Raw genomic sequence first — 15,551 nt, forward strand, 5'->3', positions numbered from 1 at the left:
TGCCCCGCGGCCTGCCGATATCGTTCGGCAGGCCGCGGGCCGCTCGGCCCCTTGTCATCCAAGGGCGGCGCTTGCAAGGGCGGCGCTTGCCTGAATTTCGATGAGGATCTCCGGGCTCGCGAGCCTGGATTCCACGCAAGCCCGCACCGGCTGCTCGCCCGGGGCGACCCAGGCATCGTAGACCGCGTTCGCCGCGTCAAAATCGCGGCTGTCGGCGAGCCAGATCATCACCTGCAGCAAGGCGCTCTTGCTCAGGCCGGCCTCTGCAAGCAGAGCATCGAGCTGCCGAAGAACATCCCGGGTTTGTGCGGTGATGTCCCTCGCCATGCCGCGGGCGGTGATGCCCTTGGTCACCAGCACGCCCCGATAGGCCACCATGTTGCTCATCCGGGCCGTGCCGGCATAGCGCGTGATCGTCTGCGTCATCTTCTCTTCCTCTCTTGCTGGCTGGATCCGTGGCGGCGGGCCTTCGCCGGGCGCGCGGCGGAACGCATCACCACTGGCGAAGCATCCCTCGGTCGCGTCGACCTTGCGTGATCTCACGGAATGTCGATGCTGCCCGGCGCCGTTCCCCGCACGGGCAAAGTCTCGTAGCAACGCTTGCTGTGCGAGAGGCCGAGCGTCACCAGGCTGACCGCCATGTTGATCGCACACGCCATCGGCTCGATGATCGGTACATCGTACTGTTTGCGAAGCCCGTCGACATAGCCGGACATGGCGGTGCAGGCGAACAGGATCGCCTCGGCGCGATGCGCCGAAAGGGCGGCCTCGATTTCCCGGTGGATCACGTCGAGGCAATATTGCTGGCTCTCGATCAGATCTGCCGGCGGGCAATCGACCACCTGCATCGAGCATATTTTGCGCTCGAAACCATAGGCGCGAATGTGCTCCTCGATGGTCTGCTGGCCGTTCCTCATGCTCAGGACCGCGGTGCGAGAGCCGAGCATGCTCGCAACGTGCAGTCCCGAGTGAAGCGGCGCCATCACCGGTATCCGCACCGTCTCACGCGCGGCTCGAAGGACCGGATCGACACAGCAATCGAGGACGACCGCATCGACGCCGTCATTCTCCGCCTTGCGCACGGCGGCAAGGATATGGGGCCCCGCCAGCACCTCTTCGGTGGCGAACTCCATGGAGTAGGGACCGGCCTCGATCGGGACGACCTCGATCTCGACCCCCGGCCGCGCCCATTGCCGGCGCTGCCGGGCCATGCCGGCGAGAACCTTCGGCGATCGAACCGGAACGATATCCCTGATACGCATAAGCCGCGCCCCTTTATGTGATCACAAATAGTGATCATATTCCTGCTTCCGCATTTTTCAAGTGCGCCCGGGCCCGCCGGCTCACGTTCCATCCCCCGAACGTTCCGCAAGCTCCCACGGGCGCCCGGCGCCGGAATTCGGCAGGCCGCGGGTTTTATCGACGAGGCCATTGACAGTCAATGTGTGATCACACTATGTCGTCACAATATGGAGGCACATAAATGATCTCGATCACATCCATCGAAACCCGGCTCGTAAGAGTTCCCACCCGTCGCAAGCACCAGTGGGCCGGCCTCACCGAAACGATCGGTCAGTACCTTCTGGTGAAAATCACGGCGAGCGATGGCACCGTCGGGTGGGGCGAGGCGCCGGCGCTGAAGGATTGGGGCGGCGAATTCGGCCGGTACTACGGTGAAAGCACGATGATCGTCGACGCGGTCATCAAGCGCTATCTCGCTCCGTCCGTCCTCGGCCTGGAGATCGGCCACCCCTCGCTGCTGCACAAGCGGATGGACGCTGCGATCAAGGGCTATCCCTACGCCAAGGCGGCCATCGATTTCGCGTATTACGACCTGACCGGGAAGGCGCTGGGCGTCCCGGTTCATGTGCTGCTCGGCGGCCTTCAGCGGGAGATCGTGCCCGTCACCCATTCGATCGGGCTTCTGCCGATCGACGAGGCGGTCGCCGAGGTGAAGAAGGTCGCGGCCGACGGCATTCGCACGATCAAGATCAAGGTCGGCGTGGAGCCGACGAGAGACGTCGCCATCGTGCGAGCCATTCGTGAGGCGGTCGGCCCGGACATCGCGCTCTGCATCGACGCGAATGAAGGCTACAAGACCCCCGGGCAGGCCATCCAGACGGTTCGGCAGATCCAGGACTGCCATCTGCTCTATGTCGAGCAGCCCGTCATGGGCATCGAGCGGATCGCCCGCGTGGCGCGCGCCATCGATGCCCCGGTCATGGCGGACGAATCGGCCTGGAATGCCCACGACGTCATACAGATCATCGCCCAGGACGCCGCCCAGATCGTCTCGATCTACACGACAAAGCCCGGCGGCCTCTACCGGGCCATGCAGGTGTCCGCCGTCTGCGAAGCCGCGGGAATTGTCTGCAACGTGAACGGCTCCGTGGAGCTCGGCGTCGGCAATCTCGCCAACGTCCATCTGGCGGCGGCGGCGCCGACCGCGACGCTGTCCAACGTTATCCCGGTCTCCATGCCTGCGGAGGCGATCAACGGGCGCATCGGCGGCATCTACTACGCCGACGATCTCCTGATCGAGCCGATGACGTTCGAGGATGGCGGCATTCGCGTCCCGACCGCGCCCGGCATGGGCATCGCCGTCGATGAACGGAAAGTCGACATGTACGCGGTCGATCTCTAGGAGCGGTTCACATGCGCACGGTTATTGCTCAGAAACTTCGCCAGGCACTGGTCGCGGATGCGCTGGACGCGGCGATTACCTCCTCGCCCGAGAACTTCGCCTATGTCATGGGCTTTGTGGTCCCGACGCAGCCGATGATCCGTCATCGGCATGCGATGGTCGTCCTCACCGCCGACGGGAACGACTTCCTGTTCGGCGTCGACATGGAAGCGTCGACGATCGAGAGGAGCGCCGGCGGGTTGCCCCTCACGGTCTGGCGCGAGTTCCACGACGACGCCATGAAGGTTCTCGCCGATGCCCTGACGCGCGCCGGCCTGGCCAATTCCCGGATCGGCATGGAGATGGACTATCTGCCGGCCGGCGATTTCCAGCGTCTGGCCGGCTACCTGCCCAATGCCACCTTCGTGCATTTCGAGCAGCAGCTCAACCGCGCGCGCCAGATCAAGACGCCCGAGGAGGTCGCGCTCATCCATCGTCTCTCCCGCATCGCCGATCAGGCGATCGCCGACAGCTTCGGCGCGGTGCGGGCGGGCGATACCGAGCTCGATATCGCCGCGGTCCTCACCCGCCGGATCTACGAGCTCGGCGCCGAGAATTTCAAGCTGCTGATCGTGGCGACGGGAGAACGCAGCCAGCTTCCGAATGTCGGCCCGACGAGCCGCAAACTGCAGCCGCGGGATATTTGCCGCGTCGAGATCTTCTCCCTGCTCAACGGCTACCAGGCCGGTGTCTGCCGCACCGCCTATGTCGAGGAGCCGCCGGCCATGGCGACGGAGATCTGGGATCTGATGGTCGAGTGCAAATATGCCATCCTCGAGCAGATCAAGCCGGGCGCGAGCTGCCTTGCGATCTACAACGACTTCATCCGCCGGCTCGCCGGGATGAACCTGCCGCCCATCTCGTTCGTCGGGCACGGCATCGGCCTGCACCTGCACGAAGACCCCTATATCGGCGCGACGCCGATTCTGGGCCAGCCCGGCAAGGACGCCGTCGTCGAGGAAAACATGGTGCTCGGCTTCGAGCCGCTCTGCTATCGCACCGGATACGGATTCGGGGTGCAGAACAAGGACGTCCTGCACGTCACCGCGACGGGCTCGGTGCTGCTGTCCGACTTTACCGACACCGACAAGCTGATCCGCATCGGCGCGTGAGAAGGGGTGGAAGGATGACAAACCGGAATGCGCAATCCTGCGACATCCTCGTGGTCGGCACCGGCTATTATGCCGAGATCATGCTTGCCGATCTGGCCGCGACCGCACGCACCGCAATCACGGTGGTCATCGGCGGCAGAAACGTCGAGCGGATGAAATGGCTCGTGGAAGCGTGCCGCGCCCGCGCCGTCAATTTCGGCTCGCCGGCGTCATTCTCGAGCGTCGAACTCGATTCGACCTCGTCGGCCGCCCTGGCCGAAGGTATCCGCCGCGTCAAGCCGCGCATCGTGGTCCAGTCGGCGTCGGCACAGTCTCCCTGGAAGGTCGACATCGCCGATTCCGAATGGTCGACGCTCGTTGCAAAGGCCGGCTTTGGCCTGACCCTCGCCTTCAATTCCCTGCTCGCCTTCCGCACGGCAACGGCTCTGAAGCAGATCGGCGACGGCACGATCTTCGTGAACACCTGCTACCCGGACGGGGTGAACCAGGTGCTCGCCCAGGCCGGCCTTCCCATCACGACCGGCGTTGGAAATGTCGGGATTTTCTCGTCGGTCATCGGCGGCCGCCTTCCCTTCGAGCAGCGCAGGGATTTGCGGGTCCTCGCTCATCACCGGCACATCGTCGAATGGCGCAAGCCCGGGGCGGAGCGGGCCGGCGCGCCCGTCCGTGCCTGGATCGGCGACACCGAGCTGAGCGACATCGACGATTTCACGCGCGACATTCGGTTGCCCTATCGCGAGCTCAATATGATCTCCGCCGCCAATGCCGTTCCGGTCCTCCTCGCACTTGCAGGGGAAGGCGCCCGGCGGGCGCATGTGCCGGGTCCCCATGGCAAGGGTGGCGGCTACCCGGTCATGGTGGACCCGTCCGGCGTGCGGCTCGACCTGCCGTCCTCGATCACCGAGGCAGAGGCGGTCGCCTGGAACCGGCAGTTCGAGGAAGTCGACGGCGTGTCCATCCGGGACGGCCGCGTGATCTATGCCGACCGGGTCGGCAGTCTTCTCGCGACCTATAGCCCGGAGCTGGCAAAAGGCTTTGCGGTCACCGACGTCGAAGAGGCAGCCGCGGATCTGGACGTGTTGCGGGCAAAGCTGACCGCCTGAGGGCGGCCGGACTTAACTTGCTGGGAAGCAAAAAATGAAAGTGACCGTTATCGGCGCGGGCAACGGCGGAGCTGCGGCTGCGGTTGAATTGACCTTGGCAGGTCATGACGTCGCCCTGCACGGCCGTTCCGCCGCGACAGTGGAGCCCTTCCTCAGGAATGGCATCCGGTACGAAGGCGTTTTCGGCGAAGGGCGCGTCACGCCATCGCGGATCACGTCCGACCTGAAGGAAGCCATCGAGAATTCGGATGTGGCGGTGGTGACGCTGCCGACCTTCGCGCTCGGGTCGGTTGCGCGCGACCTGCATCGGGCCGGCTGGGACGCCCGCCGGCCGGTGGTCCTGAACCCCGGACATACGGGCGGAGCGTTCGAGTTCGACACGGCCTTTCGGGAGGTCAGCCCGACAATCCCTCCCATCGCGGAGTTCGCCACCCTCGCTTATGTGGCGCGAAAGCCGGCCCCCGACGCGATCAACATCACGGGGCGGGCCAGGAAGCTGCGCGGGGCGGCGCTGAAGGGCGGCGACGCCGCCATGGAGGCGGCAACCGTTCTCTTCCCGGGCAGCTATGACTGCGGTGATGTCGTGGCGTCCGATCTGTGCAACGTGAACATGGTCGTCCATCCTCCGGGCGCCATGCTCGGCGCCTCCTGGGTCGAGGCGACCGGTGGTGATTTCACCTTCTATGTCCAAGGGCTTACGAGTGGCGTCGTACGCGTCATGGAAGAGCTGGACCGGGAGCGTATCGCTGTCGGAAAAGCCTTCGGCCACGACCTCCCGACCGTCATCGGCGAGATGAAGGCCATCGGAACCGTCCCTTCGGATGCCGAGGAGGGGGATTACCGGGCCATTGCGGCGGGGGAGGCCAACAAGCGCATCAAGGCCCCCGACAGCCTCGGCCACCGATACTTCACCGAGGATTTCACGCACGGCCTCGTACCGTTCCTCGTGCTGGCGGAGATCGCGGGGGTCGAAACCCGCACGACGAGGGCGCTCGTCGACCTGCATGGGGCGATGGTTGCCGGCCTTCCGAAGCCGGCTCCGCGCGATGCGAGATCCATGGGCCTCGTCGGCGCCACCATGGCCTCGCTGCGCGCGCGGCTCGGAAAATAGCCGACGCAGGCCCCCTCTCGATGGACAGCCGCCGAGAGACGCGGGCGTTCTCGGCGTGCCGGCCGTCACGGCCGAATTCCCGCCGGCCTTGCGGGGACGGCCGAACGCGACGGCGATGACGGCGCACCGGATGCCCGCTTTCGCGGCCCGCTTTCTTCAGGCCCGCCCTCATCCTGAGGTGCCCGGCGCGGCCGGGCCTCGAAGGATGGCCGTCTCGCACGCCGCGAGGCGCCCCTTCGACGCCGGCACCTCGACGACACGGCCCACGGCGCCCCACTGGCATCCCGCTTCCGCATACCTAAGTAACGCCGGAACGCCCCCAACCGGAGCCTCGCCCGTGACCGCTGCCGTGACCGATCTTTCCGCCTTCCCGATCGCCACCCGCTGGCCCGCCAAGCATCCCGATCGCCTGCAGCTCTATTCCTTCCCCACGCCCAACGGGGTGAAGGTGTCGATCATGCTGGAGGAGACCGGCCTCCCCTATGAGGCGCATGCCGTCAATATCGGCAAGGACGAGAGCTGGACGAGCGAGTTCCTCTCGCTCAACCCCAACGGCAAGATCCCGGCGATCCTCGATCCCAACGGCCCCGGCGGCCGGCCGCTGGCGCTGTTCGAATCCGGCGCCATCCTGGTCTATCTCGCCGAGAAGACCGGCAAGTTCCTCCCCGCCGATGCCGCCGGCCGCTACGAGACCCTCCAGTGGGTGACGTGGCAGATGGCCGGGCTCGGGCCGATGTTCGGCCAGCTCGGCTTCTTCCACAAATTCGCCGGCGCCGCCTATGAGGACAAGCGCCCGCGCGAACGCTACGCCAAGGAGAGCGCCCGCCTCATCCGCGTGCTGGAAACCCGGCTCGAGGGCCGCGACTGGATCATGGGCGACGACTACACCATCGCCGACATCGCCTCGCTGGGCTGGGTGCGCAACCTGATCGGCTTCTACGGCGCCGGCGAGCTGGTCGCCTATGACGAGTTGAAGAACGTGCCGGCGTGGCTGGCGCGCGGCCTCGACCGCCCGGCGGTGCAGCGCGGGCTGGAGATCCCGCCGCGGTCCTGATCGCCGCCACCCGCACCGAAACCCGATGCGACGCGCCGCCGCGCCGGCCCCGGCGTGGTGGCGATGTCGCCGATTTCGCCTATAAGCGGGCGGGAACGAGGGAAGCCGCCCGATTGCCCGCCAAGGACCGCCGATGACCCAGACCGTGACGCCGCCCCAATCCCATCCGCCGGTGGCCTCCGGCAAGATCGGCGTGCTCATCGTCAATCTCGGCACGCCGGATGGCACCGATTACTGGTCGATGCGGCGCTATCTCGGCGAATTCCTCTCCGATCCGCGCGTCATCGAGGTGAACCGCGTCTGGTGGTGGTTCCTGCTCAACGTGATCATCCTGTCGAAGCGCCCGCAGGCCAAAGGCAAGGATTACGAGACGGTGTGGAACAAGGAGCGCAACGAGGGCCCGCTGCGCACCATCACCCGCGCGCAGTCGGACAAGCTCGCCGCCCGGCTCGCGGCCAAGGATGCGCGCCTCGTCTTCGATTGGGCGATGCGCTACGGCAACCCGTCCATCGCCTCCCGCATCGAGGCGCTGAAGGCTGAGGGCTGCGACCGCATCCTGCTCGTTCCGCTCTATCCGCAATATGCGGCGGCGACCTCCGCCACCGTCTGCGACGCCGCCTTCGACGCGCTGAAGAAGATGCGCTGGCAGCCGGTGCTGCGCGTCGCCCCGCCCTGGCCGGCCGAGCCGGCCTATATCGAGGCGCTGGCCAATTCGATCACCGCGTCGCTGGCCGCGCTCGATTGGGAGCCGGAGCTGGTGCTCGCCTCCTTCCACGGCATCCCGAAGGAATATTTCGAGAAGGGCGATCCCTATCACTGCTATTGCTACCAGACCGCCCGGCTGGTGCGCGAGCGTCTCGGCTGGCCGGAGGACAAGCTGCGCGTCACCTTCCAGTCGCGCTTCGGCAAGGCGGAATGGCTGCAGCCCTACACCGACAAGACGGTGGAGGCGCTGGCGCAGTCCGGCGTGAAGCGGCTGGCGGTGATCACCCCCGGCTTCGTCGCCGACTGCCTGGAGACGCTGGAGGAGATCGCCGGCGAGAATGCCGAGATCTTCCACCATAATGGCGGCGAGAAGTTCCACTTCATCCCGTGCCTCAACGATTCGGAGCCCGGCCTCGACGTGCTGGAGACGGTGATCCGCCGCGAGCTTTCCGGCTGGGCCGATCTGGGGTGAGGCCGAATTCCGGCGGCCGGGCTCCCCGGACCTGTGCCACCCCGGCCGAACCGTGGTGACGAGCCGGAAAACGAGCAGACTCACGGGTCGCTCAGGGGTGACGGCCGCCACGTAGAGCGAAGTCTCTTTCCTTCCCTCTCCCCGTTGGGGAGAGGTGGCCCGCGCAGCGGGTCGGTGAGGGGAGACGACATTGGGGAGCCAAGAAGTCCCCTCACCCCAACCCTCTCCACCGAACCCGGCTGTTGCCGAGCTCGGTCAACGACAACATCGAACTCGGCAACAGCTCATAGTGGGGAGAGGGAGCAAGGCCAGCCATCCTCCGGCCTTCCCCTCACGCCGCCGGCGCGGCGCGGACATAGCGCCGCTCGATCTCCAGCAGCTTCTGCTTGCGCCACAGCCCGCCGCCATAGCCGGTGAGCGAGCCGTCGGCACCGATCACCCGGTGGCAGGGAATGATCAGCGCCAGCTGGTTGGCGCCGTTGGCCCGCGCCACCGCGCGCACCGCCGCCGGCTGGCCGATGCGGCGGGCGAGCTCGGAATAGGAGCGCGTCTCCCCCGCCGGAATCTGCCGCAGCTCCGCCCATACGGCGCGGGTGAAGGCGCTGCCATGCAGGGCGAGCGGGGTGGCGAAATCGGCCGATTCGCCGGCAAAGAATCGCCCGAGTTCGGCGCGGATCTGCTCGATCGGCGCATAGGAGCCGAGGCCGATCTCGCCCTTGGCCAGCTGCTGCAACCGCGCGAGCTCGGTGGGCAGCGCCTTGCGGTCGACGAATTCCAGGAGATGCAGCTGCGAGGCGCTCGACAGCGCGATCATGTCGCCGATCGGGGTGGCAATCCAGTCGGCGAGCAGGAGACCGCGGCCGGTCAGCTCGCCCGGCGCCCGGCCGAGCAATCTGGCGAAGGCGGCGCGAAAGGCGCTCGGCGAGGTGAAGCCCGCGTCCTGCTGCGCGGCGATCACCGAGCCGCCCAGCACCAGCGTCTCGAAGCCCTCGCGCAGCCGCCGCTGCCGCGCCATCTCGATGAAGGTCATACCGAAATGCCGCTTGAAGCTGCGCCGCACGGTGGAGAGGTCGAAGCCGAGGCGCGCCACATCGCCCTCGCTCCAGCGCCGCTCCGGCCGCTCGTCCAGCGCCTTCAGCAGTGCGGCGATGATCGGGTCGGCCTCCGCCGCCGGCTGCAGCGGATGGCAGCGCTTGCAGGGCCGGAAGCCCGCCTCGATGCATTCGCCGATGCTGGCGCGGAAGCTGCAGTTCCCGGCGAGCGGCTTGCGCGCCGGGCAAGTCAGCCGGCAGAACACGCCGGTGGTGGCGACGCAGACGAAGGCGCGTCCCTCATAGCTCTCGTCGCGGTCGAGAAGCGCCTGGTAGAGCGTCGCGTGGTCGGGAAGATCGAACAGCATGGACGGAGTGTAGCAGCCCGCGCCGGCGGTGCCGCCGCAAATCGGGCGTCTATTTCAATCCGCCGCCAGGATGTGGTTGCGCACCAGCGGATAGACCTGGGTCTGCCAGCGCCGGCCGGAGAACACCCCGTAATGGCCGACGCCGGCCTGCATGTGGTGGCGCCGCTGGTGCGGACGCAGGCTCGTGCAGAGTTCCTGCGCCGCCACCGTCTGGCCGACGGCGCAGATGTCGTCGCGCTCGCCCTCCACGGTGAGCAAAGCGGTGCGGCGGATGGCGCGCAGGTCGATCCGGTCGCCGCGATAGGTCAGCACGCCGCGCGGCAGCTCATGCTGCTGGAACACGATGCGGATGGTCTCGAGATAGAATTCGGCGGCGAGGTCGAGCACCGCGAAATATTCGTCGTAGAAGCTCTTGGCGGTCGCCGCCTTCTCGTGCTCGCCCATGGCGAGGTTCTCGAACAGCTCGGCATGCGCCTTCAGGTGCCGGTCCATGTTCATCGCCATGAAGGCGCCGACCTGCACGAAGCCGGGATAGACCCGGCGCCCCGAACCGGCGAATCCCGACGGCACGGTGGCGATGAGGTTCTGCTCGAACCACTCCAGCGGCCGGGAGGTGGCGAGCTCGTTCACCTTGGTCGGGTTGACGCGGGTATCCACCGGCCCGGCCATCAGGGTGATGGAGGCGGGCGTCGCCGGATTGGCGTCCCGGCTCATCGCCGCGGTGGCCACCAGCACCTGCACGCAGGGCTGGCACACCGCCAGCGCGTGCGCGCCCGGCCCGACGGCCTCCAGGAACCGGATGACATGCTCGACATAGTCGTCGAAGCCGAACCGCCCGGCCGCGAGCGGCACGTCGCGGGCATTGTGCCAGTCGGTGACATAGACGTCGTTCTCCGGCAGCAGCGTCTTCACCGTGCCCTGCAGCAGGGTGGCGAAATGGCCGGAGAGCGGCGCCACCACCAGCACGCGCGGCTGCTTCTGGTCGATGTCCTTCCTGAAATGCAGCAGCGAGCCGAAGGGCAGGGTCGCCGCCACCTCCTCGACCACCTCGACCTCGCGATTGCCGACGGTCACCCTGTCGATGCCGAAGGTCGGCCGGCTGTGGCTGAGGCCGAAGCGCTCGAACATCTCCAGCGCCGCCATCACGTTGCGCAGCGCCGCCCCTCCGCTGGAGGACGCCGGAACGGGCAGGGCGGTCGCCTCGATCATCCGGCGCGACAGCCGCGCCATGGTGCGCAGCGGATCGAGCAGGTCGGCCTGGGCCTGGTAGGCGGCGTAGATCATGCGCGGCGGGCTCCCGGACGGCACGAAGGAGAGCCCGGCGCGACATGGGACGACCGGGGGCGTTGACGTTGCGGCAGATCGCATGCCTCACTCGCGATGGCACGAAGTATGATTGCCTCCGGTTCGCCCGCTCGTTCGCCCAGGCCCGTTCCCTCGCGCCTCCGTCCAACCCGGTCCCACCGCGCCAATACAGGATCCTCCGCCATGTCCGCCCCGGCCGCTCGCAAAAGCCGCATGTCGCGCTCCTCCCTCCCGGAATCGACCGGCGCGGACGGCACGGGCGCACCCGCAGGCAAGGCCGCGCGCGCGTCGAAATCCGCCGCGGCCTCCGCTTCGTCCCGCTCCGGCTCCACCCCGCATTCTCCCCGTCATCCGCAGACCACGCTGACGATCAGTAGCAAGAACTATTCCTCATGGTCGCTGCGCGGCTTCCTGCTGTGCCGTCTCGCCGGGCTGGATTTCGCCGAGGCGCGGGTCTCCGCCGACGATCCCTCCATCCGCGCCGAGCTTTTGCTGCAATCCTCCTCCTTCCTGGTGCCGCGGCTCGACCATGACGGGCTGCGCATCTGGGACACGCTGGCGATCGGCGAATATCTGCACGAGATCGCGCCAGAGGCCGGGCTGCTGCCCAAGGATCGGGCGGCGCGGGCGCATTGCCGCTCGATCTGCGGCGAGATGCATTCCGGCTTCGCCAATCTGCGCTCGGCGCTGCCGATGAACGTCAAGGCGCACCATCCCGGCTTCAAGGTGTGGACCGGGGCGCTGGCCGACATCGCCCGCATCGTCGCCATCTGGAACGAGTGCCTCAGGGCCTATGGCGGGCCGTATCTGTTCGGGGCCGCCTCCACCATGGCGGATGCGATGTATGCCCCGGTCTGCTCGCGCTTCATGACCTATGACGTGCCGCTCGATCCGCTGAGCGCCGGCTATCGCGACACCATGCTGGCCTTCCCCGCCATGCGGGAATGGAGCGCGGCGGCGCGGGTGGAGCCGGACGAGATGGAGGAGCTCGACGTCGAGTTCTGAGAGGCGGGCGCCGGCCGGCGGAAATCGCCCGCGATCCCCGTCATCCCCACGATTCAGAGCGTCGCAAAACGTGATGGCGGCGGCGCTTCCGGGGCCGGGCGTTCTCCTTTAATCGGGCGGCTCCTCCATGGACGATCCCCCGATGGCGCAGAGCGCGTTCAAGCTTTACGACGACACCATGCCCCCGAGCGAATTCGAGAAGATGCTGGCCGGCGAGCTCTACAGCGCCGCCGATCCCGAGATCCAGGCCTGCCAGGCCGCCGCCTTCGCCTGGATGGCGCGCTACAATGCCTCGCTCGGCCTGTCCGAGGCGGCGCGCGGCGACCTGCTGCGCCAGCGTTTCGGCGCGGTCGGCGCCGGCTCGGTGGTGCGCCCGCCCTTCCATTGCGACTACGGCTTCAACATCCGGGTCGGCGCCGGGGTGTTCCTCAACTTCAACTGCGTCATCCTCGACGTGGTGGAAGTGCGCATCGGCGACGGCACCCAGATCGGGCCCGGCGTGCAGATCCTCACCGCCGACCATCCGCGCGATCCGGCCGAACGGCGCGGCGGCCTCGAATTCGGCCGCAAGGTGACGATCGGGCGCAATGTCTGGATCGGCGCCGGGGCGATCGTGCTGCCGGGCGTCTCCATCGGCGACGACGCGCTGATCGGCGCCGGCGCGGTGGTGACGAAGGACGTGCCGGCCGGTGCCAGGGCGGTCGGCAATCCCGCGCGGGTGCGCGACTAGGCCGCCGCTACGGCTCGAAGGCGAAGAGGCGCTTCCAGTCCGCCTTCATGCTGATCACCGTCCATCCCTGCCGGCCCGCCTCCTCGTAAAGCTGCGGGGTGAAGGTCCCGACCTCGGTGTCCGGCAGGCCCAGCGCCGGGCCATAGGCATATTCGCGCGCGGCATCGTCGTGCAGCACCAGCATGGCGAGGCGCGGACCGGCGCCGGCCCCGACATATTCCAGCATCTGCCGGTCGCCGGTCGAGTTGCCGAAGGCGGCATGCGGCCGCCGGCCGATCATCAGGTGGATGCCCTCCGGCTTGCCGGCGAGATTGTCGTCGAGGAGCAGCTTCGGCTCCTTGGTCAGCACCGGCCTGCCGGCGGCGTCATAGCCATAGGAGGTGGCGCCGGCGGTGCCGACCACCTGTTCCGGGGGAATGCCGTAGACCGTTCCGGCATAGACGCGGACGAAATCCTGTCCGCCGCCGGTGGCGATGTAGGTGCGGAAGCCGTTCGCCCGCAGATGCGCCAGCACCTCCTGCATCGGCTGGTAAGTCAGCTCGGTGTAGCGGCGCTGCCAGCGCGCATCCCTCGCCGTGTCCAGCCATTGCGCGACGTCCGCCTGGAACGCCTCGACGGTCATGCCGGTGAGCGTCACCGCGAGGATCTTTTCCAGCGCGTGCAGCGGCAGCCGGGCGATGGCGTCGCGGTCGCCGGAGAGCACGGTCCTGAAGGGCTCGGCCTGCTTCAGCTCCGGTTTCGTCTCGGCCAGCACGCGCAGGCGGGCAAAGGCATAGAGAACCTGCGTATAGACGGGGTGCTCGACCCACAGCGTGCCGTCCTGGTCGAAGGTCGCGACGCGGTCGGGCAGCGGCACGAAGCCGGCGCCCGCCGGATCGGTGGTCGCGCGCACGAAGTCGAGAATGGCGCGTTTCGCCGCGCCTTCGTTCCACGAGGGCAGCGGATCCGCCACGGGTGCCACGGCGGCTGCGGCCCCTTGCGTCGTCCCCTGTGCCGCAACGGGCGCCGCCGCGCCGAGCATCGCCGCGCAGACCAGCGCCGCCAGCATGCCGCCGCGGATGACGGCAGTCCAACCTGTCCGCCTCATCGATGCCTCCAGCGCTCCGGGTCCGTCGGTGAGGGAGCCTGTTGGTTCGGGCGCCCGCCCGGCCGCCAGGGGCCGGCGCGGATCCCGTGACGCTGGGGCGGGCGCCGTGCGCCCGCCCCGCCGCCCCCCGCCGCTACTCGCCGGCGCGGCTGTTCCGCATTTGCCGGACCTGCTCGACCACCTGTTCGAGGTTGTAGCTGGCCGGATCCTGCAGCGGCGGATAGTCGATATAGGTCTCCAGTTCCCGCAGCCACAGCGCCTGGCCGATCGGCAGCAGGTTCCAGTCATAGACATAGGCCGTCACCGGGCCGGCAAGGGCGCCGCCCATGCCGAACAGGGTCTTCATCTGCTCGCCGATCGAGGTTTCGAACGGATCGCGCTTGATGTTGACCACCTGCGTCCAGTGATAGGGCATCACCCCGCTGATGAAGCCGGCCGGCGCGTCCGACACCATGGCGAAATACATCTTCCAGTTCTTGTAGCGGACCGCCGAGGGGTCCTTGCCGGAATAGTAGAAGAAGGTGTCGCGGGCCGATTTCTCCGACGAGCCTTCGAGATAGGCCCGCTGGTTCACACCGTCGAGCGTGGTCTTGACGATGCCGGGATAGCTGCCCTGCTCGATCCGCGCCTTGAGCTCGTTGCCCTTGTCGCCGCCGGCGATGTCGACCAGCGTCGGCAGCCAGTCGAGCGAGGCGAACATCTGCGTCTTCAGCGTGCCGGGCGCGATATGCCCGGGCCAGCGCACCACCAGCGGCGCCCGCATGCCGCCCTCCCAGGTCGACAGCTTGCCGCCCTTGAAGGGCGTGGTGCCGCCATCCGGGAAGGTGATGGTCTCGGCGCCGTTGTCAGTGGTGAAGACGACGATCGTGTTGTCGAGCTCGCCCATCTCCTGAAGCTTCTGCAGGACGAGGCCGATATTGTCGTCCATCTGCTTCATGCCGGCTTCGTTGACGCCCCAGTCCTTGCCGCCGGGCTCACCCACCATGCCCATATACTTGTCCGACAGAACGGTGGTGATGTGCATCCGCGCCGGGTTGTACCAGACGAAGAACGGCTTGCTGGTTTTCTGCGGGTCGTTGCGGTCGAGGAAGTCGATGACCTTGGCGGAGATTTCCTCGTCCACCGTCTTGGAGCGCTCCAGCGTCAGCGGGCCTTCATCCCTGCAGGTCTGGTTGGCCGAGGTACCGTCCGAGGAGCTGCAGGCGAGCACCGGGCGCGGCGGCGTCAGGCAGATGGTGGTCTTCGGATCCACCGCGCCGGCCGGGTCGGCGAGGCCGGGCACCGGCGTGTTGCGGCAGGGCGGCGCCACCGTCTGCTGCGTCGGCGTGGTGTTGATGTCGGGGAAGCTCACGCCCTGCATGGCGTCGAGATGGTAGAGATAGCCCCAGAACTCCTGGAAGCCGTGCGCAGTGGGCAGCGAGTCGGTATGGTCGCCGAGATGGTTCTTGCCGAACTCGCCGGTGGAATAGCCGAGATCGTGCAGGAACTTGGCCAGCGCCGGCGTGCCCGGCCGCAGATAGGAGGGGCTGCCCGGCAGCTGCGGCGGGATCATGCCGGTGCGCAAGGGGTGCATGCCGGTGAAGAAGGCGTTGCGCCCGGCGGTGCAGCTCTGCTCGGCATAGTAATCGGTGAACACCGCGCCTTCGCGGCCGATGCGGTCGATGTTCGGCGTCTCGCCGACCATCAGGCCGCGATGATAGATGCCCGGCTGCATCCAGCCGATGTCGTCGCCCATGATGAACAGGATGTTCGGCCGGGCGGGAGGCTGTTGTGCCCGCGCCGGCT

At 67.6% G+C, this 15,551-nt stretch carries 14 protein-coding genes; 8 read left to right on the forward strand and 6 right to left on the reverse strand.

Annotation, left to right across the window (positions count from 1 at the left end; all coding sequences use genetic code 11):
- Positions 1-54: 54 nt before the first annotated feature.
- Both KHC19_RS16090 and KHC19_RS16095 read right to left on the reverse strand, forming a co-directional pair.
- Entirely contained in the window at positions 55-426 is a 372-nt protein-coding gene (locus tag KHC19_RS16090) for a RidA family protein (protein WP_213353384.1), read from the reverse strand.
- A gap of 113 nt (positions 427-539) precedes the next feature.
- The gene (locus KHC19_RS16095; RefSeq protein WP_213353385.1) at positions 540-1,211 is read right to left on the reverse strand and encodes an aspartate/glutamate racemase family protein; all 672 of its coding nucleotides are present in this window, start codon (positions 1,209-1,211) and stop codon (positions 540-542) included.
- Positions 1,212-1,483: 272 nt separating this feature from the next.
- Here KHC19_RS16095 and KHC19_RS16100 point away from each other — a divergent pair, with 272 nt between their 5' ends.
- From KHC19_RS16100 to hemH, 6 genes are all read left to right on the forward strand, one after another.
- A complete protein-coding gene (locus KHC19_RS16100; protein WP_213353386.1) occupies positions 1,484-2,644 on the forward strand; it encodes a mandelate racemase/muconate lactonizing enzyme family protein in 1,161 nt (386 codons plus the stop codon).
- An 11-nt stretch (positions 2,645-2,655) separates the two neighbouring features.
- Positions 2,656-3,795, forward strand: a complete 1,140-nt coding sequence (locus tag KHC19_RS16105; protein ID WP_213353387.1) for a M24 family metallopeptidase — start codon at positions 2,656-2,658, stop codon at positions 3,793-3,795.
- A gap of 50 nt (positions 3,796-3,845) precedes the next feature.
- Positions 3,846-4,898, forward strand: a complete 1,053-nt coding sequence (locus KHC19_RS16110; RefSeq protein ID WP_213353388.1) for a hypothetical protein — start codon at positions 3,846-3,848, stop codon at positions 4,896-4,898.
- A 34-nt stretch (positions 4,899-4,932) separates the two neighbouring features.
- Positions 4,933-6,009 (forward strand): NAD/NADP octopine/nopaline dehydrogenase family protein, encoded by a 1,077-nt coding sequence (locus KHC19_RS16115; RefSeq protein WP_213353389.1) that lies wholly within the window; start codon positions 4,933-4,935, stop codon positions 6,007-6,009.
- A 349-nt stretch (positions 6,010-6,358) separates the two neighbouring features.
- Complete coding sequence (locus KHC19_RS16120) at positions 6,359-7,063, forward strand: glutathione S-transferase N-terminal domain-containing protein (RefSeq protein WP_213353453.1); 705 nt, start codon at positions 6,359-6,361, stop codon at positions 7,061-7,063.
- 133 nt (positions 7,064-7,196) lie between these two features.
- Positions 7,197-8,240, forward strand: coding sequence for a ferrochelatase (gene hemH, locus KHC19_RS16125; RefSeq protein WP_213353390.1), 1,044 nt, complete (start codon positions 7,197-7,199; stop codon positions 8,238-8,240).
- Positions 8,241-8,571: 331 nt separating this feature from the next.
- Here the strand turns inward: hemH and KHC19_RS16130 are convergent, their stop codons facing one another.
- Both KHC19_RS16130 and KHC19_RS16135 read right to left on the reverse strand, forming a co-directional pair.
- Positions 8,572-9,639 (reverse strand): bifunctional transcriptional activator/DNA repair enzyme AdaA, encoded by a 1,068-nt coding sequence (locus KHC19_RS16130; RefSeq protein ID WP_213353391.1) that lies wholly within the window; start codon positions 9,637-9,639, stop codon positions 8,572-8,574.
- A 54-nt stretch (positions 9,640-9,693) separates the two neighbouring features.
- Positions 9,694-10,923, reverse strand: a complete 1,230-nt coding sequence (locus KHC19_RS16135; protein ID WP_213353392.1) for a polyhydroxyalkanoate depolymerase — start codon at positions 10,921-10,923, stop codon at positions 9,694-9,696.
- A 234-nt stretch (positions 10,924-11,157) separates the two neighbouring features.
- On the opposite strand from KHC19_RS16135, the gene KHC19_RS16140 reads away from it, so the two are divergent.
- A complete protein-coding gene (locus KHC19_RS16140) occupies positions 11,158-11,949 on the forward strand; it encodes a glutathione S-transferase (protein ID WP_213353393.1) in 792 nt (263 codons plus the stop codon).
- Positions 11,950-12,127: 178 nt separating this feature from the next.
- Complete coding sequence (locus KHC19_RS16145) at positions 12,128-12,679, forward strand: sugar O-acetyltransferase (RefSeq protein ID WP_213353454.1); 552 nt, start codon at positions 12,128-12,130, stop codon at positions 12,677-12,679.
- A gap of 7 nt (positions 12,680-12,686) precedes the next feature.
- Here KHC19_RS16145 and KHC19_RS16150 read toward each other — a convergent pair whose 3' ends face one another.
- Complete coding sequence (locus KHC19_RS16150) at positions 12,687-13,766, reverse strand: HAD family hydrolase (RefSeq protein ID WP_246548954.1); 1,080 nt, start codon at positions 13,764-13,766, stop codon at positions 12,687-12,689.
- 133 nt (positions 13,767-13,899) lie between these two features.
- Complete coding sequence (locus KHC19_RS16155) at positions 13,900-15,510, reverse strand: arylsulfatase (protein ID WP_425514521.1); 1,611 nt, start codon at positions 15,508-15,510, stop codon at positions 13,900-13,902.
- Positions 15,511-15,551 lie beyond the last annotated feature (41 nt).

This window comes from Ancylobacter oerskovii (genome assembly GCF_018390555.1).
Taxonomy (GTDB): Bacteria; Pseudomonadota; Alphaproteobacteria; order Rhizobiales; family Xanthobacteraceae; genus Ancylobacter; species Ancylobacter oerskovii.